Source organism: Citrobacter sp. Colony219 (assembly GCF_019382635.1).
Taxonomy (GTDB): Bacteria; Pseudomonadota; Gammaproteobacteria; order Enterobacterales; family Enterobacteriaceae; genus Citrobacter; species Citrobacter youngae.
In genome coordinates this window covers 535131-560148 of record NZ_CP080033.1, presented here as the reverse complement: position 1 = coordinate 560148, position 25018 = coordinate 535131, and the positions used below count along the sequence as shown (strand labels likewise).

Genomic DNA, 25018 nt, shown 5'->3' with positions numbered 1-25018 from the left:
CTGAAAGGCGATGCGCTCCGGCATGCGGTAGCGCGTGCCGACGTGGTGCTCGACTGTACCGACAACATGGCCACGCGTCAGGAAATTAACGCCGCCTGCGTGTCGCTGAATACGCCTTTGGTTACCGCCAGCGCCGTCGGTTTCGGCGGCCAGTTGATGGTGCTCACGCCACCGTGGGAGCAAGGTTGTTACCGCTGCCTGTGGCCGGATGATGTCGAACCTGAACGCAACTGCCGTACCGCCGGTATCGTCGGCCCGGTTGTCGGCGTGATGGGCACCTTGCAGGCGCTGGAAGCCATCAAACTGCTAAGCGGCATTGCGACGCCCAGCGGCGAGTTACGCCTTTTTGACGGTAAAACCAGCCAGTGGCGCAGCCTTGCGCTGCGTCGGGCCAATGGCTGCCCGGTATGCGGAGGGCAACATGCAGATTCAGTTCAATGATGAGCCGATGCAGTGCGCCGAGGGGCAAACCGTCAGCGGTCTGCTCACCGAGCTTAATCAGCTAAAACCGGGCGCGGCGCTGGCGCTTAATCAGCAGATCCTGCCGCGTGAGCAGTGGCAGCAGCACATCGTGCAGGAAGGCGACCAGATCCTGCTTTTTCAGGTTATTGCAGGGGGTTGATATGTTACGTATTGCCGACAAAACGTTTGATTCACATCTGTTCACCGGTACCGGAAAATTTGCCTCATCGCAGCTGATGGTCGAGGCGCTTCGCGCCTCCGGCAGCCAGCTGGTGACGCTGGCGATGAAGCGCGTGGATTTGCGCCAGCATAACGATGCCATTCTGGCCCCGCTTATCGACGCGGGCGTGATGCTGCTGCCTAACACCTCCGGAGCGAAAACCGCTGAAGAGGCGATTTTCGCCGCCCAACTGGCGCGTGAAGCGTTGGGCACAAACTGGCTGAAATTAGAAATCCACCCGGATGCCCGCTGGCTATTGCCCGATCCCATCGAAACGCTAAAAGCCGCCGAAGCGCTGGTGAAACAGGGCTTTGTGGTGCTGCCCTACTGCGGCGCGGATCCGGTACTGTGCAAGCGGCTGGAAGAAGCGGGCTGCGCGGCGGTGATGCCGCTCGGCGCGCCTATCGGCTCCAACCAGGGGCTGGAAACCAAAGCGATGCTGGAGATTATTATCCAGCAGGCGACCGTGCCGGTGGTGGTCGATGCCGGCATCGGCGTGCCCAGCCACGCCACGCAGGCGCTGGAAATGGGCGCCGACGCAGTTTTGGTCAACACGGCAATCGCGGTAGCCGACAGCCCAGTGATGATGGCCACCGCTTTCCGTCTGGCAGTTGAAGCAGGCCTTTTGGCGCGCCAGGCGGTACCTGGAAGCAAAAGTTCGCAGGCTAATCCCACCAGCCCGTTAACCGGATTTCTGGAGGCACTGGCATGAAAACGTTCAGCGACCGCTGGCGACAACTGGACTGGGACGACATCCGCCTGCGCATCAACGGTAAAACCGCCGCTGACGTGGAGCGGGCGCTTAGCGCTTCACAGCTTAGCCGGGACGATCTGATGGCGCTGCTCTCCCCCGCCGCCGCCGATTATCTGGAGCCGATTGCGCAACGGGCGCAAAGGCTGACTCGCCAGCGCTTCGGTAACACCGTGAGCTTTTACGTGCCGCTTTATCTCTCAAACCTTTGTGCCAACGACTGCACCTACTGCGGTTTTTCGATGAGCAACCGTATCAAACGCAAAACGCTGGACGAAGATGAGATACAACGTGAGTGTGCGGCTATCCGCAAGCTGGGCTTTGAGCATCTGCTACTGGTCACCGGTGAACATCAGGCCAAAGTGGGGATGGATTACTTTCGTCGCCATTTGCCTGCCATTCGCCGCCAGTTTGCCTCTTTACAGATGGAAGTACAGCCGCTGTTAGAGGCTGAATATGCGGAGCTGAAGACGCTGGGGCTGGATGGCGTGATGGTATATCAGGAGAGCTATCATGAGGCGATTTACGCCCGCCACCATCTGAAGGGGAAAAAGCAGGATTTCTTCTGGCGACTGGAAACGCCGGACCGGCTGGGCCGCGCAGGGATCGACAAAATCGGTCTTGGCGCGTTGATTGGTTTGTCCGACAGTTGGCGGGTCGATTGCTATATGGTAGCTGAACATCTGCTGTGGATGCAGCAGCATTACTGGCAGAGTCGCTACTCCATCTCCTTCCCGCGCCTGCGTCCATGTACCGGAGGCGTTGAGCCCGCATCAATCATGGATGAACGCCAGCTGGTGCAAACCATTTGTGCATTTCGCTTGCTGTCGCCGGACATTGAGCTGTCGCTCTCCACCCGCGAGTCGCCATGGTTTCGTGACCATGTGATCCCGTTGGCGATCAACAACATCAGCGCCTTCTCTAAAACCCAGCCCGGCGGTTATGCCGATAACCACCCCGAACTGGAACAGTTCTCCCCGCACGACGATCGTCGTCCGGAAGCCGTTGCTGAAGCACTCATGGCGCAGGGATTACAGCCCGTGTGGAAAGACTGGGACAGCTATCTGGGACGCGCCGCCCAGATGCCCTAAGTCCAACGCTATCGCATAAACAAAAAAACCCGCTTTCGCGGGTTTTTTCTTCACTGGCACTTAACTGCTCAGGCTCTGGCCTTCATCGCTATCGTAAGCGTTCGTGAAATTATCGGCGATTACAGCGCGATAACGTTAACAGCAGACGGACCTTTAGCGCCGTTCTCAACAGAGAACTCCACTTTTTGACCTTCGTCTAAGGTTTTAAAATCGTTACTCTGGATAGCRGAGAARTGYACAAACACATCYTTRCTRCCGTCCTKAGGRGTGATAAASCCRAARCCTTTCTCAGRRTTRAACCATTTTACTAAACCAGTCATTTTRTTAGACATAGATACTTCCTTTCATGTTTTTGAGCCGCTTATGCAGCGAAGATGGCCTGTTTTGCAGAAATTAACTTATGGGGCACTTAGGGAGGAGGCTCATGAAGAAGAGTATCTGAGGATAACGCTTGAACTGAGAACTGCTTTACTAAAACTGCTTGCATAAGGTCTGTGTTCCAAACCGATGCCGTTATAGTAGACCTACTTCTAATCATTAAGCAAGCATTAATTTTTTTAATACCCACTGAGTGATGCAATGTTGAACCAACGCGGCTAAGCATCCTGGATAACAGCTTGATCTACAATGAACAAAAGCCCCGACTATTGCAGTCAGGGCTTTACGTTACTACACACTTCAAATTTAACATTAATAAACTTAACGATTTAATACTGCTGATGGTACTACTTTAAAATGTACACGTTTACTACAGATAATATTGGATATTGATACTAACTAAAGCTTTCCTCTATTTACCGTTAAACACATTCCACCCGCTTGATAATAGAACTCAAGGCTGGTGACCTAAACAAGTACACTTCCCCTCGCGACATATACTCTTTGATGCGTTGCCTTATTTCCCTCGTGATAACCCAAAAAGCAGAAATCACGAACAATTACTATTAAATCATGGCGTTACATCGTCGCGTTCTACTGATTTTTTGCGATTAGATATATCAACTACGTGGCCTGAAAGCATTGTCGAGGTGAAAAAATAGCGTTTTCAGCATCGACTATCCCATACAAAAAATACTTCGTGGCCTTTATCGCAAACCCCAATCAAGCTCTACTAACACTTACTAAGTTAACAGCAAATGACAATTTCTCCGCTGTTAAGTATTAACATACGGGTTTAAAAAACGCTGTCAATACTGTTTTTTATAACATGTCTTTATTGACAGTAATTATATATTCCAGCATGTGATAAGCGAGTCAAAAAGCCGCCGGCCCTGGTGCAGATCATCGGGTTTTGCCTCTTTTTGTAACCGGTTTCAGAAAAAGTGATTTTCTTTGTGATGCCTTGCACACAATCGTTGCAAAGCAGTTGTTGCTACAGCTGGCTCGCGATAATTATCAACCCACACATGTTGATCGAGACTGCTTATGAAAAACATCGTTTTATGCTGTGCCGCCGGAATGTCCACCAGCATGCTGGTGCAAAGGATGAAAGATGCCGCCCAGAAAAAAGGGGTCGACGTCACTATCAAAGCCGTCCCGGTGGCCGAGTTTGAAGAGAATATCGCTACAGCGGATATCGTTTTGCTCGGTCCACAGGTTAAGTATGAACAGGCCAAGCTACAGGCGATCGCCGACCCACTAGGCAAAAAGGTCGCCGTTATAGACATGATGGATTACGGCATGATGAAAGGCGATGCGGTACTGGACAAGGCGCTGAAACTACTGGAGTGATGGTATGGAAGAGTTAGAAACGATCATCATGGAGTTATTGGTAAACGCTGGTGCTGCACGCAGCCAGGCCCTGACGGCATTGCAACTGGCGCGTAAAGGTGATTTCTCCGGTGCAGAACAAGCGATGACGGAATCACGCGAGTACGTTAAACAAGCACATAAAATCCAGACCCAACTGATCGGAATTGACGAAGGTACCGGCAAGCTTCCGGTTAATCTCATCACCGTCCATTCGCAGGATCACCTGATGAACGCGATGGTGATTCAGGATTTGGCGGGAGATATGATTGAGCTTTATCGGCGGTTACCGCCGGTAAATTAATGACATTGCCGGATAGCTTCGTAGCCTCGTAGACCTGATAAGCACAGCGCCATCAGAAATAAACATAGACATAAAAAAACCCGCCGAAGCGGGTTTTTTATTATGGTCGGCAACGATTAATCGTTGTCAGAACCGCCCAGGCCTGCGTTCAGCAGTTCTGCCAGGCTGGCAGACGCATCTTCAGCGGTCACCTGCGGTGCAGCTGGCAGTTCGCCCGCTGCGCGACGGCGCATACGATCCTGGTGGTACGCGTAACCGGTACCTGCCGGGATCAGACGACCCACGATTACGTTCTCTTTCAGACCGCGCAGTTCATCACGTTTACCTGCAACAGCGGCTTCGGTCAGGACACGTGTGGTTTCCTGGAACGATGCTGCAGAGATGAAGGACTCGGTTGCCAGAGACGCTTTGGTGATACCCAGCAGATCGCGGGAGAACGTTGCACCCACTTTGCCGTTCGCTTCCAGCTCGCGGTTAGCGATCTTGACGCGGGAGTATTCAACCTGCTCGCCTTCCAGGAAGTCGGAGCTACCAGCGCTTTCGATGGTGGCTTTACGCAGCATCTGACGAACGATAACTTCGATGTGTTTATCGTTAATCTTAACACCCTGCAGACGGTATACGTCCTGAACTTCGTTAACGATATAACGAGTTACAGCATGCACACCACGCAGACGCAGGATATCGTGCGGCGCTTCCGGACCGTCGGAAACAACGTCACCACGTTCTACACGTTCACCTTCGAACACGTTGAGCTGACGCCATTTCGGAATCATCTCTTCGTACGGTTCGCTACCGTCTACCGGGGTGATAACCAGACGACGTTTACCTTTGGTTTCTTTACCGAAGGAAATGATGCCGCTGATTTCAGCCAGGATTGCCGGCTCTTTCGGACGACGTGCTTCGAACAGGTCCGCAACGCGCGGCAGACCACCGGTGATATCCTTGGTACCGCCGGATTCCTGCGGAACACGCGCCAGGGTGTCACCAGAACTGATCTGTACGCCATCTTCCAGCTGAACAATCGCTTTACCCGGCAGGAAGTACTGAGCAGGCATATCGGTGCCTGGGATCAGAACGTCGTTGCCCTGAGCATCAACAATTTTCAGTGCCGGACGCAGGTCTTTACCACCCGCAGTACGCTCTGCAGAATCCAGAACCACCAGAGAAGACAGACCGGTCAGCTCGTCGGTCTGACGAGTAATGGTCTGGCCGTCGATCATGTCAGTGAAGCGGACGAAACCACTCACTTCGGTGATAACCGGCATGGTGTGCGGATCCCAGTTTGCTACGGTTTCGCCGCCAGCAACCTGTTCGCCATCACCTTTCGCCATAACGGAGCCGTAAGGCACTTTATAGCTTTCTTTGGTACGGCCGAATTCGTCGATCAGTTTCAGTTCGGTGTTACGTGAGGTGATAACCAGTTTACCGCTGGAGTTAACAACCGACTTCGCGTTGCTCAGACGGATGCTACCTTTGTTTTTCACCTGGATGCTGGATTCAGCAGCCGCACGAGATGCCGCACCACCGATGTGGAACGTACGCATCGTCAGCTGTGTACCCGGTTCACCGATGGACTGTGCCGCGATAACGCCGATTGCTTCACCTTTGTTGATGATGTGGCCACGCGCCAGGTCACGACCGTAGCAGTGCGCACATACACCAAAGTCGGTGTCACAAGATACAACGGAACGGACTTTAACGGAGTCAACGGAGTTCTCTTCCAGCAGGTCACACCACTGTTCGTGCAGCAGCGTATTGCGTGGAACCAGAATGTCCGCCGTACCCGGCTTCAGAACGTCTTCAGCAGTCACACGACCCAGAACGCGATCGCGCAGCGGCTCTTTAACGTCACCACCCTCGATAACCGGGGTCATGGTGATGCCTTCCAGAGTGCCGCAATCGTCTTCAGTAACCACCAGGTCCTGCGCAACGTCGACCAGACGACGAGTCAGATAACCGGAGTTCGCTGTTTTCAGTGCGGTATCCGCCAGACCTTTACGCGCACCGTGAGTAGAGATGAAGTACTGGAGTACGTTCAGACCTTCACGGAAGTTCGCGGTGATTGGCGTTTCGATGATGGAGCCATCTGGCTTCGCCATCAGACCACGCATACCGGCCAGCTGACGAATCTGTGCTGCAGAACCACGCGCACCGGAGTCGGCCATCATGTAGATGCTGTTGAAGGAAACCTGCTGCTCTTCTACGCCGTCACGGTTAATAACGGTTTCGGTTTGCAGGTTATCCATCATCGCTTTGGATACACGATCGTTCGCCGCAGCCCAGATATCGATAACTTTGTTATAGCGTTCGCCCGCGGTGACCAGACCAGACTGGAACTGCTCCTGGATCTCAGCAACTTCAGCTTCCGCTTCAGAGATGATCTCGTGTTTCTTCTCTGGGATGACCATGTCATCAATACCAACAGATGCACCTGAACGCGCTGCATAAGCAAAGCCGGTGTACATTGTCTGGTCAGCGAAGATAACGGTCGGCTTCAGGCCCAGAATGCGGTAACAGGTGTTCAGCATTTTGGAGATAGCTTTCTTGCCCAGCGCCTGGTTGACGATGGAGAAAGGCAGACCTTTCGGTACGATCATCCACAGAATGGCGCGACCAACGGTCGTGTCTTTCAGGCTGGTGTGCGCAACGAATTCGCCGTTTTCATCTTTTTCATATTCAGTGATACGCACTTTAACGCGCGCATGCAGAGAGGCCAGACCTGCGCGATAGATACGCTCAGCTTCTTTCGGGCCAGTCAGCACCATGCCTTCGCCTTTGGCGTTAACACAGTCACGGGTCATGTAGTACAGACCCAATACAACGTCCTGAGACGGAACGATGATTGGCTCACCGTTCGCCGGAGACAGGATATTGTTGGTAGACATCATCAGCGCACGCGCTTCGAGCTGGGCTTCCAGCGTCAGCGGTACGTGAACAGCCATCTGGTCACCATCGAAGTCGGCGTTATATGCCGCACAAACCAGCGGGTGAAGCTGGATAGCTTTACCTTCGATCAGTACCGGTTCAAATGCCTGAATACCCAGACGGTGCAGTGTTGGTGCACGGTTCAGCAGTACCGGGTGTTCGCGGATAACTTCGTCCAGGATATCCCAAACGACAGCTTCTTCACGCTCAACCATTTTCTTAGCGGCTTTGATGGTGGTGGCCAGGCCACGCAGTTCCAGCTTGCCGTAGATGAACGGTTTGAACAGTTCCAGTGCCATTTTCTTCGGCAGACCGCACTGATGCAGACGCAGGTATGGACCTACGGTGATTACAGAACGACCGGAGTAGTCAACACGTTTACCGAGCAGGTTCTGACGGAAACGACCCTGTTTACCTTTGATCATATCAGCCAAAGATTTCAGAGGACGTTTGTTAGAACCGGTGATCGCACGACCGCGACGACCGTTATCCAGCAGGGCGTCAACCGCTTCCTGCAGCATACGTTTTTCGTTGCGTACGATGATGTCCGGCGCAGCCAGATCCAGCAGACGCTTCAGACGGTTGTTACGGTTAATGACGCGACGATACAGATCGTTCAGATCCGACGTTGCGAAACGACCACCATCCAGCGGAACCAGCGGACGCAGATCTGGCGGCAGAACCGGCAGAACGGTCAGGATCATCCACTCTGGCTTGTTGCCAGACTGTACGAAGGCTTCCAGCAGTTTGATACGCTTGGTCAGCTTCTTACGCTTGGTTTCGGAGTTGGTTTCGTTCAGCTCTTCGCGCAGAGTTTCACACTCTTGCTCCAGATCCATGCTCTTCAGCAGGGCCTGGATTGCTTCCGCACCCATCTTCGCGTCGAATTCGTCACCGAACTCTTCCAGCGCGTCCAGATACTGCTCTTCCGTCAGGATCTGTTGACGTTCCAGATTAGTCATACCGCCTTCGATAACCACATAAGATTCGAAGTACAGTACGCGTTCGATATCACGCAGCGGCATATCAAGCAGCAAACCGATACGGGACGGCAGAGATTTCAGGAACCAGATGTGAGCAGTCGGAGACGCCAGCTCGATGTGGCCCATACGCTCACGGCGTACTTTGGTCTGGGTCACTTCAACGCCGCACTTCTCACAGATCACACCACGGTGTTTCAGGCGCTTGTACTTACCGCACAGGCACTCGTAGTCTTTTACCGGCCCAAAGATACGGGCGCAGAAAAGGCCGTCACGTTCAGGTTTGAACGTACGGTAGTTGATGGTTTCCGGCTTCTTAACTTCACCGAAAGACCATGAACGGATCATGTCTGGCGAGGCCAGAGCAATTTTGATCGCATCAAACTCTTCGGTTTTAGTCTGCGCTTTCAGAAACTTTAATAAATCTTTCACGGATTTGCTCCCGTCGGAGTTAGCACAATCTGGCGCTGGCTGTTACGCCAGCACCAGTGACCTGTTTGATCGAGAGTTACTCGTCTTCCAGCTCGATGTTGATACCCAGCGAACGAATCTCTTTCAACAGTACGTTGAAGGATTCCGGCATGCCTGGTTCCATCTGATGGTTGCCGTCCACGATGTTTTTATACATCTTAGTACGACCGTTCACGTCATCAGACTTAACGGTGAGCATTTCCTGCAGGGTGTATGCTGCGCCATATGCTTCCAGCGCCCACACTTCCATCTCCCCGAAGCGCTGACCACCGAACTGCGCCTTACCACCCAGCGGCTGCTGAGTAACCAGGCTGTAAGAACCGGTAGAACGCGCATGCATCTTGTCATCAACCAGGTGGTTCAGTTTCAGCATGTACATGTAGCCAACGGTAACCTGGCGCTCGAACTGCTCACCGGTACGACCGTCGAACAGTGTGATCTGACCGGAAGTCGGCAGGCCACCCAGCTGTAACAGTTCCTTGATTTCAGACTCTTTCGCACCGTCGAATACCGGCGTTGCGATCGGCATACCTTTTTTCAGGTTTTCAGCCAGACGCAGAACTTCTTCATCACTGAAGGTATTCAGGTCAACTTTCTGACGAACATCTGAACCCAGATCGTAAGCACGCTGGATGAATTCGCGCAGTTTCGCGACTTCCTGCTGCTGTTTCAGCATGGCGTTGATCTTATCGCCGATACCTTTTGCAGCCATACCCAGGTGGGTTTCAAGGATCTGACCGATGTTCATACGCGATGGTACGCCCAGCGGGTTCAGTACGATATCTACCGGCGTACCGTTAGCATCGTGTGGCATATCTTCGATCGGGTTGATCTTAGAGATAACACCCTTGTTACCGTGACGACCTGCCATCTTATCACCAGGCTGGATCCGACGTTTAACCGCCAGATAAACCTTAACAATCTTCAGCACGCCCGGTGCCAGATCGTCGCCCTGAGTGATTTTACGGCGTTTCGCTTCGAGTTTTTTCTCAAACTCGTGCTTCAGTTCGTCGTACTGTTCAGCCAGTTGTTCCAGCTGATTTTGTTTCTCTTCGTCGGTCAGGCCGAGTTCTAACCAGCGGTCGCGCGGCAGTTTGTCGAGCTTCTCAGCTTCAACACCACCGGAAACCAGCACAGCGTAGATACGGCTGAACAGGCCAGCTTCGAGGATCTGCAGTTCTTCAGACAGGTCTTTTTTCGCCTGCTTCAGCTGCATCTCTTCGATTTCCAGCGCACGTTTGTCTTTTTCTACGCCATCGCGAGTAAAGACCTGAACGTCGATAATCGTACCGGAAACACCGTTTGGCACGCGCAGAGAAGAGTCTTTAACGTCAGACGCTTTCTCACCGAAGATCGCACGCAGCAGCTTCTCTTCTGGCGTCAGCTGGGTTTCACCTTTCGGCGTTACCTTACCAACCAGAATGTCGCCACCGGTCACTTCTGCACCAATGTAAACGATACCGGATTCATCCAGTTTGGAGAGCGCAGCTTCACCCACGTTCGGGATGTCAGCAGTGATCTCTTCTGGCCCCAGCTTGGTGTCACGAGACACACATGCCAGTTCCTGAATGTGGATGGTGGTGAAACGGTCTTCCTGGACAACACGCTCGGATACGAGGATGGAGTCTTCGAAGTTGTAACCGTTCCATGGCATGAATGCCACGCGCATGTTCTGACCCAGCGCCAGTTCACCGAGGTCGGTGGACGGACCGTCTGCCAGCACATCACCACGTTCAACCGGCTCGCCCAGAGATACGCAAGGCATCTGGTTGATACAGGTGTTCTGGTTAGAACGGGTGTATTTGGTCAGGTTATAAATGTCGATACCTGCTTCGCCCGGGTACATCTCGTCTTCGTTAACTTTGATAACGATACGGGAAGCATCCACGTACTGAACAGTACCGCCACGTTTAGCAACTGCAGTAACACCGGAGTCAACGGCAACAGCACGTTCCATACCGGTACCAACCAGCGGCTTATCAGCGCGCAGAGTCGGAACCGCCTGACGTTGCATGTTCGCACCCATCAATGCACGGTTGGCGTCATCGTGTTCCAGGAACGGGATCAGGGACGCACCGACGGATACCACCTGCTGGGTGGATACGTCCATGTAGTCAACCTGGTCGCGGCTGAACAAGCTGGATTCGCCTTTGCTACGGCAGGTAACCAGATCTTCTACAAAGTGGCCTTCGTCATCCAGGTTGGAGTTCGCCTGAGCGATAACGTAGTTGCCTTCTTCAATAGCAGACAGGTAGTGGATTTCGTCAGTTACAACACCGTCGGTCACTTTACGGTACGGCGTCTCAAGGAAACCGTATTCGTTAGTCTGTGCATACACGGACAGGGAGTTGATCAGACCGATGTTCGGACCTTCAGGCGTTTCGATTGGACATACGCGACCATAGTGAGTCGGGTGTACGTCTCGAACTTCGAAGCCTGCGCGTTCACGGGTCAGACCGCCTGGGCCGAGCGCAGAGATACGACGTTTGTGCGTAATCTCAGACAGCGGGTTGTTCTGGTCCATAAACTGAGACAGCTGGCTGGAACCAAAGAACTCTTTCACTGCTGCAGAAATCGGCTTGGCGTTGATCATATCCTGAGGCATCAGGGTATCCAGATCGCCCAGAGACAGACGCTCTTTCACCGCACGCTCAACACGCACCAGGCCAACGCGGAACTGGTTTTCCGCCATTTCGCCTACGGAACGGATACGACGGTTGCCGAGGTGGTCGATATCATCGACTTCGCCTTTACCGTTACGGATATCGATGAGCTTCTTCATCACTTCGATGATGTCGTCTTTGCTCAGGATACCGGAACCTTCGATTTCGTCGCGCAGCAGAGAACGGTTGAACTTCATACGACCAACCGCAGACAGGTCATAGCGGTCTTCGGAGAAGAACAGGTTCTCAAACAGGCTTTCAGCAGCTTCACGAGTCGGCGGCTCACCAGGGCGCATCATGCGGTAGATTTCTACCAGCGCGCTCAGACGATCGTTGGTTGGGTCGACGCGTACAGTTTCAGAAATGTACGGACCGTGGTCCAGATCGTTAGTGAACAGCGTTTCGATACGTTTGTGGCCAGACTGGCTCAGCTTAGCCAGCAGATCCAGGCTCAGCTCCATGTTAGCTGCGCAGATCAGCTCGCCAGTAGATTCGTCAACGTAGTCTTTAGCCGCAACTTTACCAGCAATGTATTCAACCGGAACTTCGATATGTTTGATATCGTCTTTTTCCAGTTGGCGAATGTGGCGCGCAGTGATGCGACGGCCTTTTTCGACGTACACTTTGCCGTTAGCTTCGATGTCAAAGGAGGCGGTTTCACCACGCAGGCGTTCCGGCACCAGTTCCATCTGCAGCTTGTTGTCACGAATTTCGAAAACAACTTTCTCAAAGAACAGGTCAAGGATCTGCTCAGTGGTGTAGTTCAGCGCACGCAGAATAATGGTCGCAGGCAGTTTACGGCGACGGTCAATACGTACGAACAGGTTGTCCTTCGGATCGAATTCGAAGTCCAGCCAGGAACCACGGTAAGGAATGATGCGCGCGTTATACAGCACTTTACCCGAAGAGTGGGTTTTACCTTTGTCGGAGTCAAAGAAGACGCCAGGACTACGGTGCAGCTGAGAAACGATAACACGCTCAGTACCGTTGATAACAAAGGTACCGTTGTCAGTCATGAGCGGAATTTCGCCCATGTAGACTTCTTGTTCTTTAATGTCTTTTACGGTGCCTTCCGGCGCTTCGCGCTCGTAGATCACCAGACGCAGTTTTACGCGCAGCGGTGCGGAATAGGTCACGCCACGGATCTGACATTCCTGAACGTCAAACACCGGTTCGCCAAGGCGGTAGCTGACGTATTGCAGCTCGGAATTACCGCTGTAGCTCTGAATCGGGAAAACGGAACGGAAAGCTGCTTCCAGACCATACTGCCCTTCAGGATCTTGCTCGATGAACTTCTGAAACGAGTCAAGCTGGATAGAAAGGAGATAAGGTATGTCCAGTACTTGTGGACGTTTACCAAAATCCTTACGAATACGTTTTTTCTCGGTATAGGAGTAAACCATTAGGGTTCCTCAGCTCGCTGACAAGTCGACCCATCTGTCCGACGAAGGGACAGTTTGTGCAACACTATTTTGTTGACCGGAAAATCGAATACTTTCCGCAATGCCTGTTGCTATCACGCTTAAACCATTTCATTGCGATTTACACAGAACTGACGCTCTGTCGCAGTATATTAAGGCGTCGATAGAAACAAGCATTGAAAGGCACAGCAGTAGTCAAACAGTGTGAAATGCTACTGGCGCCTTACAGCGCAAAAAGGCTGGTGACTAAAAAGTCACCAGCCATCAGCCTAATTTCTTAGGCTGCAACCAGAAAAGTTGGCTTATTTAACTTCAACTTCAGCGCCAGCTTCTTCCAGAGATTTTTTCAGTGCTTCTGCGTCGTCTTTGCTCACGCCTTCTTTCAGCGCAGCCGGTGCAGATTCTACCAGGTCTTTAGCTTCTTTCAGACCCAGGCCAGTTGCGCCACGTACTGCTTTGATAACAGCAACTTTGTTAGCGCCAGCAGCTTTCAGAATTACGTCGAATTCAGTTTTTTCTTCAGCAGCTTCAGCCGGGCCCGCAGCTACAGCTACAGCAGCAGCAGCAGAAACACCGAATTTTTCTTCCATTGCAGAAATCAGTTCTACAACGTCCATTACGGACATAGCGGATACTGCTTCAATGATTTGATCTTTAGTGATAGACATTTAAATTGTTCCTGAAAATCAGAATAAGTTTATACGTAAGCAGATGCTTGAGAAAGATAACTGCGATTAAGCAGCTTCTTTCGCATCGCGTACAGCAGCCAGAGTACGAACCAGTTTGCCAGCCGAAGCTTCTTTCATGGTTGCCATCAGGCGTGCAATTGCTTCTTCGTAGGTCGGCAGGGTTGCCAGGCGATCGATGTTCGATGCCGTGATCAACTCACCTTCAAAGGCTGCGGCTTTGACCTCAAATTTTGCATTCGCTTTCGCGAACTCTTTGAACAGACGAGCAGCAGCGCCCGGGTGTTCCATAGAGTATGCAATCAGGGTCGGACCAACAAACGTGTCTTTCAGGCACTCGAACTGAGTACCTTCAACGACGCGGCGCAGCAGGGTGTTACGAACAACACGCATGTATACGCCAGCTTCACGACCTGCTTTACGCAGTTCAGTCATTTTATCTACAGTTACGCCACGGGAATCCGCAACTACTGCAGACAGCGCGCCTTTGGCTACTTCGCTGACTTCAGCAACAATCGCTTGTTTGTCTTGAAGATTTAAAGCCATTAGCTTTGCTCCTGGATGTTTGCCGGAACTCATGTTCCGGAACTCACTTCACTCTCCCCAACGGAGAGAGCGTCTAAATACGGTGAGCAGAAACAAGCCAGAGTATCAGAAATAATCTTAGCGTTCTGTCACCGTCTACGCAGGGCATTAAGTTTCTGACGAAACACCTGCGGTCTTCGACGGAGGCCTGGATAGGCCAGGCTCCAACGAACAAATCTTGTCTATGACTTCGCCCTTTGAACCGTAGCTGCGTTAGCTGCTCTCGTTCACACCGGTCATGTAGTTAACTACACTCCCAGCGATTCACTCAATTGCTGCCTTGCTACAATTCAAATGACTCGCATAGAGTTCTGTTTATTTCAACAGAAACGTGGGGGTAAGATTGTAGACAAAATCACCGCCCACGTAAAGGCGAATATTAGTTCGCCACAGTCGCAGTCAGACCGGACTGATCAACGGCAACACCAGCACCCATGGTGGTGGAGATGCTAACTTTCTTGATGTACACGCCTTTTGCCTGAGTCGGTTTTGCTTTTTTCAGCGCAACCAGCAGAGCTTCCAGGTTTTCTTTCAGTTTGTCAGCGTCAAAATCCACTTTACCGATGGTGGTGTGGATGATGCCGTTTTTGTCGTTACGGTAACGAACCTGACCCGCTTTAGCGTTCTTAACAGCTTCAGCAACGTTAGGGGTTACAGTACCAACTTTCGGGTTTGGCATCAGGCCGCGCGGACCCAGAACCTGACCCAGCTGGCCAACAACGCGCATTGCATCCGGGGAAGCAATAACAACGTCAAAGTTCATTTCGCCTTTCTTGATCTGGTCAGCCAGATCTTCCATACCTACCAGCTCAGCGCCTGCAGCTTTAGCAGCTTCAGCGTTTGCGCCCTGGGTAAATACGGCTACGCGAACGGAACGGCCAGTACCGTGCGGCAGTACAGTTGCACCACGTACGTTCTGGTCAGATTTACGAGCATCGATGCCGAGGTTAACGGCAACGTCTACGCTTTCTACGAATTTAGCAGTGGCCAGCTCTTTCAGCAGAGCGATAGCTTCGTTGATGTCGTACTGCTTAGTAGCATCAACTTTGTCACGGATCACGGACATGCGCTTGGTCAGTTTAGCCATTTCTTAGTCCTCCACTACCAGGCCCATGGAACGTGCAGTACCTTCAATGGAGCGAGTCATCGCTTCAATGTCGGAACCAGTCATGTCGGCAGCTTTGGTCTGCGCGATTTCCTGCAGCTGAGCGCGGGAAATTTTACCCACTTTGTCTTTGTTCGGCTTGCCGGAACCAGACTTGATACCAGCCGCTTTCTTCAGCAGAACTGCTGCCGGAGGCGTTTTGGTAACGAAAGTGAAAGAACGGTCAGCGTAAACGGTGATAACAACCGGGATCGGCAGACCTTTTTCCATGGAATCAGTCTTAGCGTTGAACGCTTTGCAGAATTCCATGATGTTCACGCCTTGTTGACCCAGTGCTGGACCTACCGGCGGACTCGGGTTAGCCATACCAGCTGCAACCTGCAGCTTGACATAGGCTTGGACTTTCTTAGCCATTCTAAATTCCTCTGATTGGGTTATAGCGCCTCAAGGAGGCTCCCCGTGATTAAATTCGTTTTACGGATAGGATCCATAAAAACAAAAGGCGCGAAATTGTATTCCAATCTCGCGCCTTGTGCAACGATTAAATCGTCGCTTTTTTGATCGGCGTATTAGGCTTTTTCAACCTGAGCGAAGTCCAGTTCAACCGGAGTCGCACGACCGAAGATAGATACGGAAACTTTCAGACGAGACTTCTCGTAGTCCACTTCTTCAACGACGCCGTTAAAGTCAGCAAACGGACCGTCGCTAACGCGAACCATTTCACCTGGTTCAAACATCGTTTTCGGACGCGGCTTATCGCCAACCTGCTGCAGACGGTTCATGATCGCATCAACTTCTTTGTCGCTGATCGGCGCCGGACGGTCAGATGTACCGCCGATAAAGCCCATCACACGCGGCACACTGCGCACCAGGTGCCAGCTTGCATCATTCATCACCATCTGGACCAGTACATAGCCCGGGAAGAATTTACGTTCGCTCTTGCGACGCTGGCCGCCACGGATTTCGACCACTTCTTCGGTCGGCACCATGACTTCGCCAAACAGCTCTTCCATATTTTGTAACTTGATATATTCGCGCAGCGATGTGGCTACGCGGCCTTCAAAACCGGAAAACGCCTGAACGACGTACCAGCGCTTTTTAGGGGCTTCAGACATCTTAGAACCTCAGGCCAGTGATAAAGGATACCAGGCGAACCAGAATACCATCCAGTCCCCACAGGATCAGTGACATTACCGCAGTGACCGCAGCAACGATCAGCGTGGTGTGCAGCGTTTCCTGGCGAGTTGGCCAAATGACCTTACGGACTTCGGTTCTCGCTTCACGGGCAAAAGCAACGGTCGCTTTACCTTTTGTTGTCAACAGCGCGACACCACCCGCTGCGGCAATCAGAATCACTACGGCCAGCGCACGCAGCGGCAGCATCATGTCACGATAGAGGTAGTTGCCAACGATAGCTACAAGCAGCAATACAGCGACAACAACCCACTTCATCGCTTCCAGGCCGCGCCCGCTTCCTTGAGCTTCGGTATTCGCACTCATAAACCAACCTGTCAGAAGTATTCTACAAACATTTTCACCCCGCGTAAGCGAGGCGATCCAAACCGAAATGCTCTGGTGCGTTTCGGACTAAACGCCCTCTTCAGAGCCTGTCTCAGCAATGATTATGACAAAAAAAATCACTGATGAGCCAGGTTCTGGTGTGAAAGCGTGCAAAAAGGGCATCAAATGATGCCCTTTTATTGCGCATTGCGTCAAATGTTATTCGGCAATTAGCTCATTACTTTGGCAACAACGCCCGCACCTACAGTACGGCCGCCTTCACGGATTGCGAAACGCAGACCGTCATCCATCGCGATTGGGTGGATCAGGGTAACAACCATTTTGATGTTGTCGCCCGGCATTACCATCTCTACGCCTTCCGGCAGTTCGATGGTACCCGTCACGTCAGTAGTACGGAAGTAGAACTGCGGACGGTAGCCTTTGAAGAACGGAGTATGACGGCCGCCTTCGTCTTTGGACAGAATGTACACTTCAGATTCGAACTTGGTGTGCGGCTTGATAGAGCCCGGCTTAGCCAGTACCTGACCACGTTCGATTTCTTCACGTTTGATACCACGCAGCAGAACACCAACGTTCTCACCAGCACGGCCTTCGTCCAGCAGTTTGCGGAACATTTCAACGCCAGTACAGGTAGACTTGGCAGTCTCTTTGATACCAACGATTTCAACTTCTTCACCAACTTTGATGATACCGCGTTCTACACGACCGGTAACAACGGTACCACGACCGGAGATGGAGAATACGTCTTCGATTGGCAGCAGGAACGGCTTATCGATAGCACGTTCTGGTTCCGGGATGTAAGAATCCAGGAAGCCAGCCAGTTCGATGATTTTCGCTTCCCACTCTGCTTCGCCTTCCAGCGCTTTCAGAGCAGAACCACGAACGATCGGCGTATCGTCGCCCGGGAAATCGTACTGAGACAGAAGTTCACGAACTTCCATTTCTACCAGTTCCAGCAGCTCTTCGTCATCAACCATGTCGCATTTGTTCAGGAACACGATGATGTACGGAACGCCTACCTGACGACCCAGCAGGATGTGCTCACGAGTCTGCGGCATCGGGCCGTCAGTCGCAGCAACAACCAGGATCGCGCCATCCATCTGAGCAGCACCGGTGATCATGTTTTTAACATAGTCGGCGTGGCCCGGGCAGTCTACGTGCGCGTAGTGGCGAGTCGGGGTGTCATATTCAACGTGAGAAGTGTTGATGGTGATACCACGTGCTTTTTCTTCCGGCGCGTTATCGATCTGATCGAATGCGCGAGCAGCACCGCCGTAGGTTTTAGCCAGAACGGTAGTGATTGCAGCGGTCAGCGTTGTTTTACCATGGTCAACGTGGCCGATAGTACCGACGTTAACGTGCGGTTTAGTACGTTCAAATTTTTCTTTAGACATCGATTGTCCCTCTAAGACACGGATAAATCGGTGATATCACCACATCAACCAGGCAATATACCTGAGCTGTTGAATGCTTTTAAAAGTAAACAGAGAGAAACGGGAGGGAGAAGTGAAGTGGTGCTGATACCCAGAGTCGAACTGGGGACCTCACCCTTACCAAGGGTGCGCTCTACCAACTGAGCCATATCAGCACGTCTGGAGCGGGCAGCGGGAATCGAACCCGCATCATCAGCTTGGAAGGCTGAGGTAATAGCCATTATACGATGCCCGCATCCTGAAACTCGGCTACCCAGTTCTTTCTGTAACAAAAAAGAGATTTCTCTCTTTTTTGTTTGAGCTGATTAAATTTTTTAACCAACTCAGGCGGCGATAACGCTGCCAGAAAGTGGTGGTGGGGGAAGGATTCGAACCTTCGAAGTCTGTGACGGCAGATTTACAGTCTGCTCCCTTTGGCCGCTCGGGAACCCCACCGGACTTGATGGTGCCGACTACCGGAATCGAACTGGTGACCTACTGATTACAAGTCAGTTGCTCTACCTACTGAGCTAAGTCGGCATCAAGTAGCGCGCATTTTATGGATACCTGCGTACTCATGCAACTAAAAAATTGCATAAAATGTTCTTCCGCTCACATTTTGCACTATACGCCCGATAAATAATCTATTTCCTATCTGAATTGCACAAATTTCCAACGTTGAGCGTTATAACCGGAGAGGGTTTTGCTCCGTTATTCACGTCCAGACAGAGAGAAAGCACATCTTTATACATCTGGAATACTCGTCACAATGCTTTTCAGGGGACGATTTTTTCTTATTATTCCCCCTCATCTGGTGTTACCCTCCTGCCCATTGTCCAAATTAACTGAAATGTGCGTGCCATTGCGTGCCGGGGATGATTTCGTTTTTTATCACTGACCTGATATAGCAATGACAGCCAGACCATGCGTATGAGTATAAAAGAGCAAGCGTTAACGTCGCCTTACCTACAGTTTGATCGCAACCAGTGGGCTGCGCTTCGTGATTCAGTGCCGATGACCCTGACCGAGGAAGAGATTGCTCGTCTTAAAGGCATTAACGAAGACTTATCGCTGGAAGAAGTTGCCGAGATTTATTTGCCTCTATCGCGTTTGCTAAATTTTTACATCAGTTCGAACCTGCGACGTCAGGCAGTGCTGGAGCAATTTTTAGGCACGAATGGCGAGCGTATTCCTTATATCATTAGTATTGCTGGCAGCGTCGCCGTCGGTAAAAGTACGACAGCGCGCGTTTTGCAGGCACTGCTTAGCCGCTGGCCAGAGCACCGCAAAGTTGAGCTGATTACGACCGATGGGTTTCTTCACCCAAACCAGGTGTTGAAAGAACGCGGGCTCATGAAGAAGAAAGGTTTCCCTCAGTCTTATGATATGCACCGTCTGGTAAAATTTGTTTCCGACCTGAAGTCAGGCGTCCCTAACGTCACAGCACCGGTCTATTCTCATCTAATCTATGATGTGATCCCTGATGGTGACAAAACCGTTGCCCAGCCGGATATATTGATTCTCGAGGGGTTAAATGTATTACAAAGCGGAATGGACTATCCCCACGACCCGCATCATGTATTTGTTTCTGACTTCGTCGATTTTTCTATTTACGTTGATGCGCCAGAAGAATTACTCCAGACATGGTATATCAACCGCTTCCTGAAATTCCGTGAAGGGGCATTTACCAACCCGGACTCTTATTTCCATAACTATGCAAAATTATCAGAAGATGAGGCTATCAACACTGCCACATCGCTATGGAAAGAAATCAACTGGCTGAATTTAAAGCAAAATATTTTACCAACGCGTGAAAGAGCCAGCTTGATAATGACTAAAAGTGCCAATCATGCCGTTGAGCAAGTCAGGTTAAGAAAATAAATAAAAAAGGGGAGCCGATGCTCCCCTTCTTCTTATTATTCAGCGCTTCTGAGCGATATTTCCCCACCCATCCATGGCTTTATCTCACCATTCTGCTCAAGCAATAGTGCACCTTGAGCATCTATTCCCCGCGAGATACCAAATATTTCTTTATCGCCAATAATGAGTTTAACCGGGCGGTTGATAAAGTTATCAAGTGCCTTCCAGCGTGATAAATAAGGCACTAACCCCTCTTGCTCAAACAGTATCAGTGCAGCACGAAGCTCGCGGATCAGTCGAGCCGCAAGAGTATTACGGTCAATGTTTATGCCTGCTTCCTGTAGGTTAATCCACCCCTGATTAACCACATTCTCTTCGACCCGGCGCATAGACATGTTAATTCCGGCACCAATAACGATCTGCGCCGCATCGCCCGTCTTACCAGTGAGTTCAACCAGGATCCCTGCCAGTTTACGGTCGAGTAAATAGAGGTCGTTGGGCCATTTTACACGGACTTTATCCGCACCCAGATCGCGCAAAACCTCAGCCATGACGATACCAATCACCAGACTCAGACCAATTGCAGCGGCCGGCCCTTGTTCCAGCCGCCAGAACATCGAGAGGTATAGGTTAGCGCCAAAGGGAGAGAACCATTTACGTCCACGGCGGCCGCGCCCGGCCTGCTGATATTCAGCGACGCAGGCATCCCCTGACTCCAGCTGACCTATTCGGTCCATCAGGTACTGATTGGTTGAGTCGATAACCGGCAGGACAGTGATATTTCCACCATCCAGTTGAGAATGAATAAGTGAGGCATCTAATAGTTGGATAGGCTCCGGTAAGCTGTATCCTTTACCAGGGACAGTAAATACATCAACACCCCAGTCACGTAGCGTCTGGACATGCTTATTGATTGCCGCACGGCTCATTCCCAGCGTTTCACCGAGTTGCTCACCGGAGTGAAATTCGCCATCGGCTAATAATGAAATAAGCGTCAGGGGGACGGTATTATCCTTCATGCAACGATCTCCACGGCATTCACCTCACCCTGCGGGCCGATAAACCGGACTTCCGGTTCGAGCCAGACATTAAATTTCTCACCGACTTTTTGGCGTACGTGATGCGCAAGTTGCACTACATCCTGACTCGTCGCATTATCTGCATTGATCAGCACCAGTGCCTGCTGCTGATGTACCGCTGCGCCACCAATGCGCATACCTTTTAGCTGGCAATGATCGATAAGCCAGCCAGCAGCCAGTTTCACAGAACCATCAGCCTGCGGGTAATGAGGCGCAATCGGAAATTTCGCCAGTAGTTCCTGTGCGATATCCGAACTGACAACCGGATTTTTGAAGAAACTCCCCGCATTACCGTTTACTTTTGGATCGGGCAGCTTTGTGGTGCGCATATGACAAACAGAATCAAAAACCTGCTGAGGCGTTACCGTTGCAGGATCCAGGCGCGTCAGGTCACCGTAAGTGAGGACGGGCTGCCACTGTTTAGGTAAACGCAGCCCAACGGCTACAATCGCGAAACGATCCTGGTACTCATGCTTGAAGATACTGTCGCGGTATCCAAATCGGCATTCTGTGGCACTTACACGCAGATGCTTACCGGTAGCCAGTTCAATGCAGTCCACATATTCGCAAACACGCTGAAGTTCCACACCATAAGCACCAATATTCTGGATTGGCGATGAGCCAACACAGCCGGGAATAAGCGCCAGGTTTTCCAGTCCAGGCATGCCAAGCTGCAATGTATGCTGTACCAGATGATGCCAGTTCTCACCAGCCCCAACATGTAGGTACCACGCGTCAGGCTTCTCTGTAACCTCTATACCTTTAATACGATTGACGATCACTGTTCCCTGGAAGGTATCAAGAAACAGGACGTTACTCCCTTCGCCCAGGATCAGTACTGGATGATGTGATGCATTGGCTAATTGCCAGGCATTCAGTAGTTGTTGCTCATTTTCGGCGCGGACAAGTTCATTAGCTTGTTGATCGATACCGAAGGTGTTCCAGGCTTTAAGGGAGTGATTCATAGACGCTTTCCTGATGCAAAATCGCGCTTAGTTTACCGCATATGCTGCAGGATGGCTTGTGTTATGGAGGCTCAGGATGTTGCTTTGCCCCCGATGGTGCTGCGATCTGCCTGATGCGCTRCGCTTATCAGGCCTACAACAGCCTGGTTATCCGGAAATACAGACGTAAAAAAGCCCATCCGTCAGGATGGGCTTCTTCACTTTATTTGATGCCTGGCAGTTCCCTACTCTCGCATGGGGAGACCCCACACTACCATCGGCGCTACGGCGTTTCACTTCTGAGTTCGGCATGGGGTCAGGTGGGACCACCGCGCTACAGCCGCCAGGCAAATTCTGTTTATCAGACCGCTTCTGCGTTCTGATGTCATCTGTAATCAAGCTGAATCTGATGTCTCTTCGCCAAAACATCTTCGGCGTTGTAAGGTTAAGCCTCACGGTTCATTAGTATCGGTTAGCTCAATGTATCGCTACACTTACACACCCGACCTATCAACGTCATCGTCTTTAACGTTCCTTCAGGAGACTTATAGTCTCAGGGAGAACTCATCTCGGGGCAAGTTTCGTGCTTAGATGCTTTCAGCACTTATCTCTTCCGCATTTAGCTACCGGGCAATGCCATTGGCATGACAACCCGAACACCAGTGATGCGTCCACTCCGGTCCTCTCGTACTAGGAGCAGCCCCCCTCAATTCTCCAGCGCCCACGGCAGATAGGGACCGAACTGTCTCACGACGTTCTAAACCCAGCTCGCGTACCACTTTAAATGGCGAACAGCCATACCCTTGGGACCTACTTCAGCCCCAGGATGTGATGAGCCGACATCGAGGTGCCAAACACCGCCGTCGATATGAACTCTTGGGCGGTATCAGCCTGTTATCCCCGGAGTACCTTTTATCCGTTGAGCGATGGCCCTTCCATTCAGAACCACCGGATCACTAAGACCTGCTTTCGCACCTGCTCGAGCCGTCACTCTCGCAGTCAAGCTAGCTTATGCCTTTGCACTAACCTCCTGATGTCCGACCAGGATTAGCTAACCTTCGTGCTCCTCCGTTACTCTTTAGGAGGAGACCGCCCCAGTCAAACTACCCACCAGACACTGTCCGCAACCCGGATTACGGGTCCACGTTAGAACACCAGCCATTAAAGGGTGGTATTTCAAGGTTGGCTCCATGCAGACTGGCGTCCACACTTCAAAGCCTCCCACCTATCCTACACATCAAGGACCAGTGTTCAGTGTCAAGCTATAGTAAAGGTTCACGGGGTCTTTCCGTCTTGCCGCGGGTACACTGCATCTTCACAGCGAGTTCAATTTCACTGAGTCTCGGGTGGAGACAGCCTGGCCATCATTACGCCATTCGTGCAGGTCGGAACTTACCCGACAAGGAATTTCGCTACCTTAGGACCGTTATAGTTACGGCCGCCGTTTACCGGGGCTTCGATCAAGAGCTTCTCCTTACGGATAACCCCATCAATTAACCTTCCGGCACCGGGCAGGCGTCACACCGTATACGTCCACTTTCGTGTTTGCACAGTGCTGTGTTTTTAATAAACAGTTGCAGCCAGCTGGTATCTTCGACTGATTTCAGCTCCATGAGTAAATCACTTCACCTACATATCAGCGTGCCTTCTCCCGAAGTTACGGCACCATTTTGCCTAGTTCCTTCACCCGAGTTCTCTCAAGCGCCTTGGTATTCTCTACCTGACCACCTGTGTCGGTTTGGGGTACGATTTCGTGTTACCTGATGCTTAGAGGCTTTTCCTGGAAGCAGGGCATTTGTTACTTCAGCACCGTAGTGCCTCGTCATCACACCTCAGCGTTAAAAAGGTACCGGATTTACCTGGAACCTCCGCCTACATGCTTAAACCGGGACAACCGTCGCCCGGCTAACATAGCCTTCTCCGTCCCCCCTTCGCAGTAACACCAAGTACAGGAATATTAACCTGTTTCCCATCGACTACGCCTTTCGGCCTCGCCTTAGGGGTCGACTCACCCTGCCCCGATTAACGTTGGACAGGAACCCTTGGTCTTCCGGCGTGCGGGTTTTTCACCCGCATTATCGTTACTTATGTCAGCATTCGCACTTCTGATACCTCCAGCATGCCTCACGACACACCTTCAACGGCTTACAGAACGCTCCCCTACCCAACAACACATAGTGTCGCTGCCGCAGCTTCGGTGCACAGTTTAGCCCCGTTACATCTTCCGCGCAGGCCGACTCGACCAGTGAGCTATTACGCTTTCTTTAAATGATGGCTGCTTCTAAGCCAACATCCTGGCTGTCTGTGCCTTCCCACATCGTTTCCCACTTAACTGTGACTTTGGGACCTTAGCTGGCGGTCTGGGTTGTTTCCCTCTTCACGACGGACGTTAGCACCCGCCGTGTGTCTCCCGTGATAACATTCTTCGGTATTCGCAGTTTGCATCGGGTTGGTAAGTCGGGATGACCCCCTAGCCGAAACAGTGCTCTACCCCCGAAGATGAATTCACGAGGCGCTACCTAAATAGCTTTCGGGGAGAACCAGCTATCTCCCGGTTTGATTGGCCTTTCACCCCCAGCCACAAGTCATCCGCTAATTTTTCAACATTAGTCGGTTCGGTCCTCCAGTTAGTGTTACCCAACCTTCAACCTGCCCATGGCTAGATCACCGGGTTTCGGGTCTATACCCTGCAACTTAACGCCCAGTTAAGACTCGGTTTCCCTTCGGCTCCCCTATTCGGTTAACCTTGCTACAGAATATAAGTCGCTGACCCATTATACAAAAGG

At 51.6% G+C, this 25018-nt stretch carries 19 protein-coding genes, 4 tRNA genes, 2 rRNA genes and 1 pseudogene (1 of these 26 running past the window's edge); 8 read left to right on the top strand and 18 right to left on the bottom strand.

Going from position 1 to position 25018, the window contains the following annotated elements:
* The 4 genes from JTI85_RS21210 to thiH form a co-directional block, all read left to right on the top strand.
* Nucleotides 1–441: ThiF family adenylyltransferase (locus tag JTI85_RS21210; RefSeq protein WP_255575043.1), on the top strand; the 441-nt coding region annotated here is incomplete at its 5' end.
* A complete protein-coding gene (thiS, locus tag JTI85_RS02515) occupies nucleotides 422–622 on the top strand; it encodes a sulfur carrier protein ThiS (RefSeq protein WP_048214117.1) in 201 nt (66 codons plus the stop codon). The genes JTI85_RS21210 and thiS, both read left to right, overlap by 20 nt.
* Before the next feature lies 1 nt (nucleotide 623).
* Nucleotides 624–1394: a thiazole synthase gene (gene thiG, locus JTI85_RS02510; RefSeq protein ID WP_199946549.1), complete on the top strand. Its 771-nt coding sequence runs from the start codon at nucleotides 624–626 to the stop codon at nucleotides 1392–1394.
* A complete protein-coding gene (gene thiH / locus JTI85_RS02505) occupies nucleotides 1391–2524 on the top strand; it encodes a 2-iminoacetate synthase ThiH (RefSeq protein WP_219352057.1) in 1134 nt (377 codons plus the stop codon). The genes thiG and thiH overlap by 4 nt, the downstream gene beginning before the upstream one ends.
* Before the next feature lie 119 nt (nucleotides 2525–2643).
* Here the strand turns inward: thiH and cspA are convergent, their stop codons facing one another.
* Entirely contained in the window at nucleotides 2644–2856 is a 213-nt protein-coding gene (gene cspA, locus JTI85_RS02500) for an RNA chaperone/antiterminator CspA (protein ID WP_219352056.1), read from the bottom strand.
* A gap of 1093 nt (nucleotides 2857–3949) precedes the next feature.
* Between cspA and JTI85_RS02495 the strand changes: the two genes are divergently transcribed.
* Together JTI85_RS02495 and JTI85_RS02490 are read left to right on the top strand one after the other, a co-directional pair.
* A complete protein-coding gene (locus JTI85_RS02495) occupies nucleotides 3950–4255 on the top strand; it encodes a PTS sugar transporter subunit IIB (protein ID WP_003033102.1) in 306 nt (101 codons plus the stop codon).
* A gap of 4 nt (nucleotides 4256–4259) precedes the next feature.
* Complete coding sequence (locus JTI85_RS02490) at nucleotides 4260–4577, top strand: PTS lactose/cellobiose transporter subunit IIA (protein WP_003033104.1); 318 nt, start codon at nucleotides 4260–4262, stop codon at nucleotides 4575–4577.
* A 116-nt stretch (nucleotides 4578–4693) separates the two neighbouring features.
* On the opposite strand, the gene rpoC is transcribed toward JTI85_RS02490, so the two are convergent.
* From rpoC to JTI85_RS02425, 13 genes are all read right to left on the bottom strand, one after another.
* Nucleotides 4694–8917, bottom strand: a complete 4224-nt coding sequence (gene rpoC, locus JTI85_RS02485) for a DNA-directed RNA polymerase subunit beta' (RefSeq protein WP_003033107.1) — start codon at nucleotides 8915–8917, stop codon at nucleotides 4694–4696.
* A gap of 76 nt (nucleotides 8918–8993) precedes the next feature.
* Complete coding sequence (rpoB, locus tag JTI85_RS02480) at nucleotides 8994–13022, bottom strand: DNA-directed RNA polymerase subunit beta (protein WP_003033111.1); 4029 nt, start codon at nucleotides 13020–13022, stop codon at nucleotides 8994–8996.
* A 320-nt stretch (nucleotides 13023–13342) separates the two neighbouring features.
* Nucleotides 13343–13708, bottom strand: a complete 366-nt coding sequence (rplL, locus tag JTI85_RS02475; protein ID WP_000028882.1) for a 50S ribosomal protein L7/L12 — start codon at nucleotides 13706–13708, stop codon at nucleotides 13343–13345.
* A 66-nt stretch (nucleotides 13709–13774) separates the two neighbouring features.
* A complete protein-coding gene (rplJ, locus tag JTI85_RS02470) occupies nucleotides 13775–14272 on the bottom strand; it encodes a 50S ribosomal protein L10 (RefSeq protein ID WP_005132895.1) in 498 nt (165 codons plus the stop codon).
* Nucleotides 14273–14690: 418 nt separating this feature from the next.
* Nucleotides 14691–15398, bottom strand: coding sequence for a 50S ribosomal protein L1 (gene rplA, locus JTI85_RS02465; RefSeq protein ID WP_005132897.1), 708 nt, complete (start codon nucleotides 15396–15398; stop codon nucleotides 14691–14693).
* Between the two features lie 3 nt (nucleotides 15399–15401).
* The gene (rplK, locus tag JTI85_RS02460; RefSeq protein WP_003033122.1) at nucleotides 15402–15830 is read right to left on the bottom strand and encodes a 50S ribosomal protein L11; all 429 of its coding nucleotides are present in this window, start codon (nucleotides 15828–15830) and stop codon (nucleotides 15402–15404) included.
* A gap of 155 nt (nucleotides 15831–15985) precedes the next feature.
* Nucleotides 15986–16531: a transcription termination/antitermination protein NusG gene (gene nusG, locus JTI85_RS02455; RefSeq protein WP_003033125.1), complete on the bottom strand. Its 546-nt coding sequence runs from the start codon at nucleotides 16529–16531 to the stop codon at nucleotides 15986–15988.
* Between the two features lies 1 nt (nucleotide 16532).
* Nucleotides 16533–16916 carry a preprotein translocase subunit SecE gene (secE, locus tag JTI85_RS02450; protein WP_003033128.1) on the bottom strand — a complete coding sequence of 128 codons (384 nt, stop codon included), beginning with the start codon at nucleotides 16914–16916 and terminating at the stop codon, nucleotides 16533–16535.
* 230 nt (nucleotides 16917–17146) lie between these two features.
* The gene (tuf, locus tag JTI85_RS02445; protein WP_003031109.1) at nucleotides 17147–18331 is read right to left on the bottom strand and encodes an elongation factor Tu; all 1185 of its coding nucleotides are present in this window, start codon (nucleotides 18329–18331) and stop codon (nucleotides 17147–17149) included.
* Nucleotides 18332–18449: 118 nt separating this feature from the next.
* Nucleotides 18450–18525, bottom strand: a tRNA-Thr gene (locus JTI85_RS02440).
* Nucleotides 18526–18530: 5 nt separating this feature from the next.
* A tRNA-Gly gene (locus JTI85_RS02435) sits at nucleotides 18531–18605 on the bottom strand.
* Nucleotides 18606–18720: 115 nt separating this feature from the next.
* Nucleotides 18721–18805 (bottom strand) — tRNA-Tyr (locus JTI85_RS02430).
* Between the two features lie 8 nt (nucleotides 18806–18813).
* Nucleotides 18814–18889 (bottom strand) — tRNA-Thr (locus JTI85_RS02425).
* A 19-nt stretch (nucleotides 18890–18908) separates the two neighbouring features.
* Between JTI85_RS02425 and JTI85_RS21205 the strand changes: the two are divergent.
* Nucleotides 18909–18989, top strand: a pseudogene (locus tag JTI85_RS21205) (hypothetical protein); the annotation flags it as partial.
* A 290-nt stretch (nucleotides 18990–19279) separates the two neighbouring features.
* Nucleotides 19280–20230 (top strand): type I pantothenate kinase, encoded by a 951-nt coding sequence (gene coaA / locus JTI85_RS02420; RefSeq protein ID WP_043018507.1) that lies wholly within the window; start codon nucleotides 19280–19282, stop codon nucleotides 20228–20230.
* A 35-nt stretch (nucleotides 20231–20265) separates the two neighbouring features.
* Here the strand turns inward: coaA and birA are convergent, their stop codons facing one another.
* From birA to JTI85_RS02400, 4 genes are all read right to left on the bottom strand, one after another.
* A complete protein-coding gene (birA, locus tag JTI85_RS02415; protein ID WP_048214125.1) occupies nucleotides 20266–21228 on the bottom strand; it encodes a bifunctional biotin--[acetyl-CoA-carboxylase] ligase/biotin operon repressor BirA in 963 nt (320 codons plus the stop codon).
* Nucleotides 21225–22253, bottom strand: a complete 1029-nt coding sequence (gene murB / locus JTI85_RS02410) for a UDP-N-acetylmuramate dehydrogenase (RefSeq protein WP_115601183.1) — start codon at nucleotides 22251–22253, stop codon at nucleotides 21225–21227. The genes birA and murB overlap by 4 nt, the downstream gene beginning before the upstream one ends.
* A 211-nt stretch (nucleotides 22254–22464) precedes the next feature.
* A 5S ribosomal RNA gene (rrf, locus tag JTI85_RS02405) occupies nucleotides 22465–22580 on the bottom strand.
* Between the two features lie 93 nt (nucleotides 22581–22673).
* A 23S ribosomal RNA gene (locus JTI85_RS02400) occupies nucleotides 22674–25018 on the bottom strand; it runs 562 nt beyond the window's last position.

Bases quoted from the DNA above. Each gene is read 5' to 3' on its own strand.
- rplJ (WP_005132895.1), bottom strand. From the start codon at position 14,272: ATGGCTTTAAATCTTCAAGACAAACAAGCGATTGTTGCTGAAGTCAGC.
- JTI85_RS02490 (WP_003033104.1), top strand. From the start codon at position 4,260: ATGGAAGAGTTAGAAACGATCATCATGGAGTTATTGGTAAACGCTGGT.
- thiH (WP_219352057.1), top strand. From the start codon at position 1,391: ATGAAAACGTTCAGCGACCGCTGGCGACAACTGGACTGGGACGACATC.
- rplK (WP_003033122.1), bottom strand. From the start codon at position 15,830: ATGGCTAAGAAAGTCCAAGCCTATGTCAAGCTGCAGGTTGCAGCTGGT.
- thiG (WP_199946549.1), top strand. From the start codon at position 624: ATGTTACGTATTGCCGACAAAACGTTTGATTCACATCTGTTCACCGGT.
- rplL (WP_000028882.1), bottom strand. From the start codon at position 13,708: ATGTCTATCACTAAAGATCAAATCATTGAAGCAGTATCCGCTATGTCC.
- secE (WP_003033128.1), bottom strand. From the start codon at position 16,916: ATGAGTGCGAATACCGAAGCTCAAGGAAGCGGGCGCGGCCTGGAAGCG.
- rpoB (WP_003033111.1), bottom strand. From the start codon at position 13,022: ATGGTTTACTCCTATACCGAGAAAAAACGTATTCGTAAGGATTTTGGT.
- rplA (WP_005132897.1), bottom strand. From the start codon at position 15,398: ATGGCTAAACTGACCAAGCGCATGTCCGTGATCCGTGACAAAGTTGAT.
- tuf (WP_003031109.1), bottom strand. From the start codon at position 18,331: ATGTCTAAAGAAAAATTTGAACGTACTAAACCGCACGTTAACGTCGGT.
- JTI85_RS02495 (WP_003033102.1), top strand. From the start codon at position 3,950: ATGAAAAACATCGTTTTATGCTGTGCCGCCGGAATGTCCACCAGCATG.
- nusG (WP_003033125.1), bottom strand. From the start codon at position 16,531: ATGTCTGAAGCCCCTAAAAAGCGCTGGTACGTCGTTCAGGCGTTTTCC.
- coaA (WP_043018507.1), top strand. From the start codon at position 19,280: ATGAGTATAAAAGAGCAAGCGTTAACGTCGCCTTACCTACAGTTTGAT.
- murB (WP_115601183.1), bottom strand. From the start codon at position 22,253: ATGAATCACTCCCTTAAAGCCTGGAACACCTTCGGTATCGATCAACAA.
- birA (WP_048214125.1), bottom strand. From the start codon at position 21,228: ATGAAGGATAATACCGTCCCCCTGACGCTTATTTCATTATTAGCCGAT.
- thiS (WP_048214117.1), top strand. From the start codon at position 422: ATGCAGATTCAGTTCAATGATGAGCCGATGCAGTGCGCCGAGGGGCAA.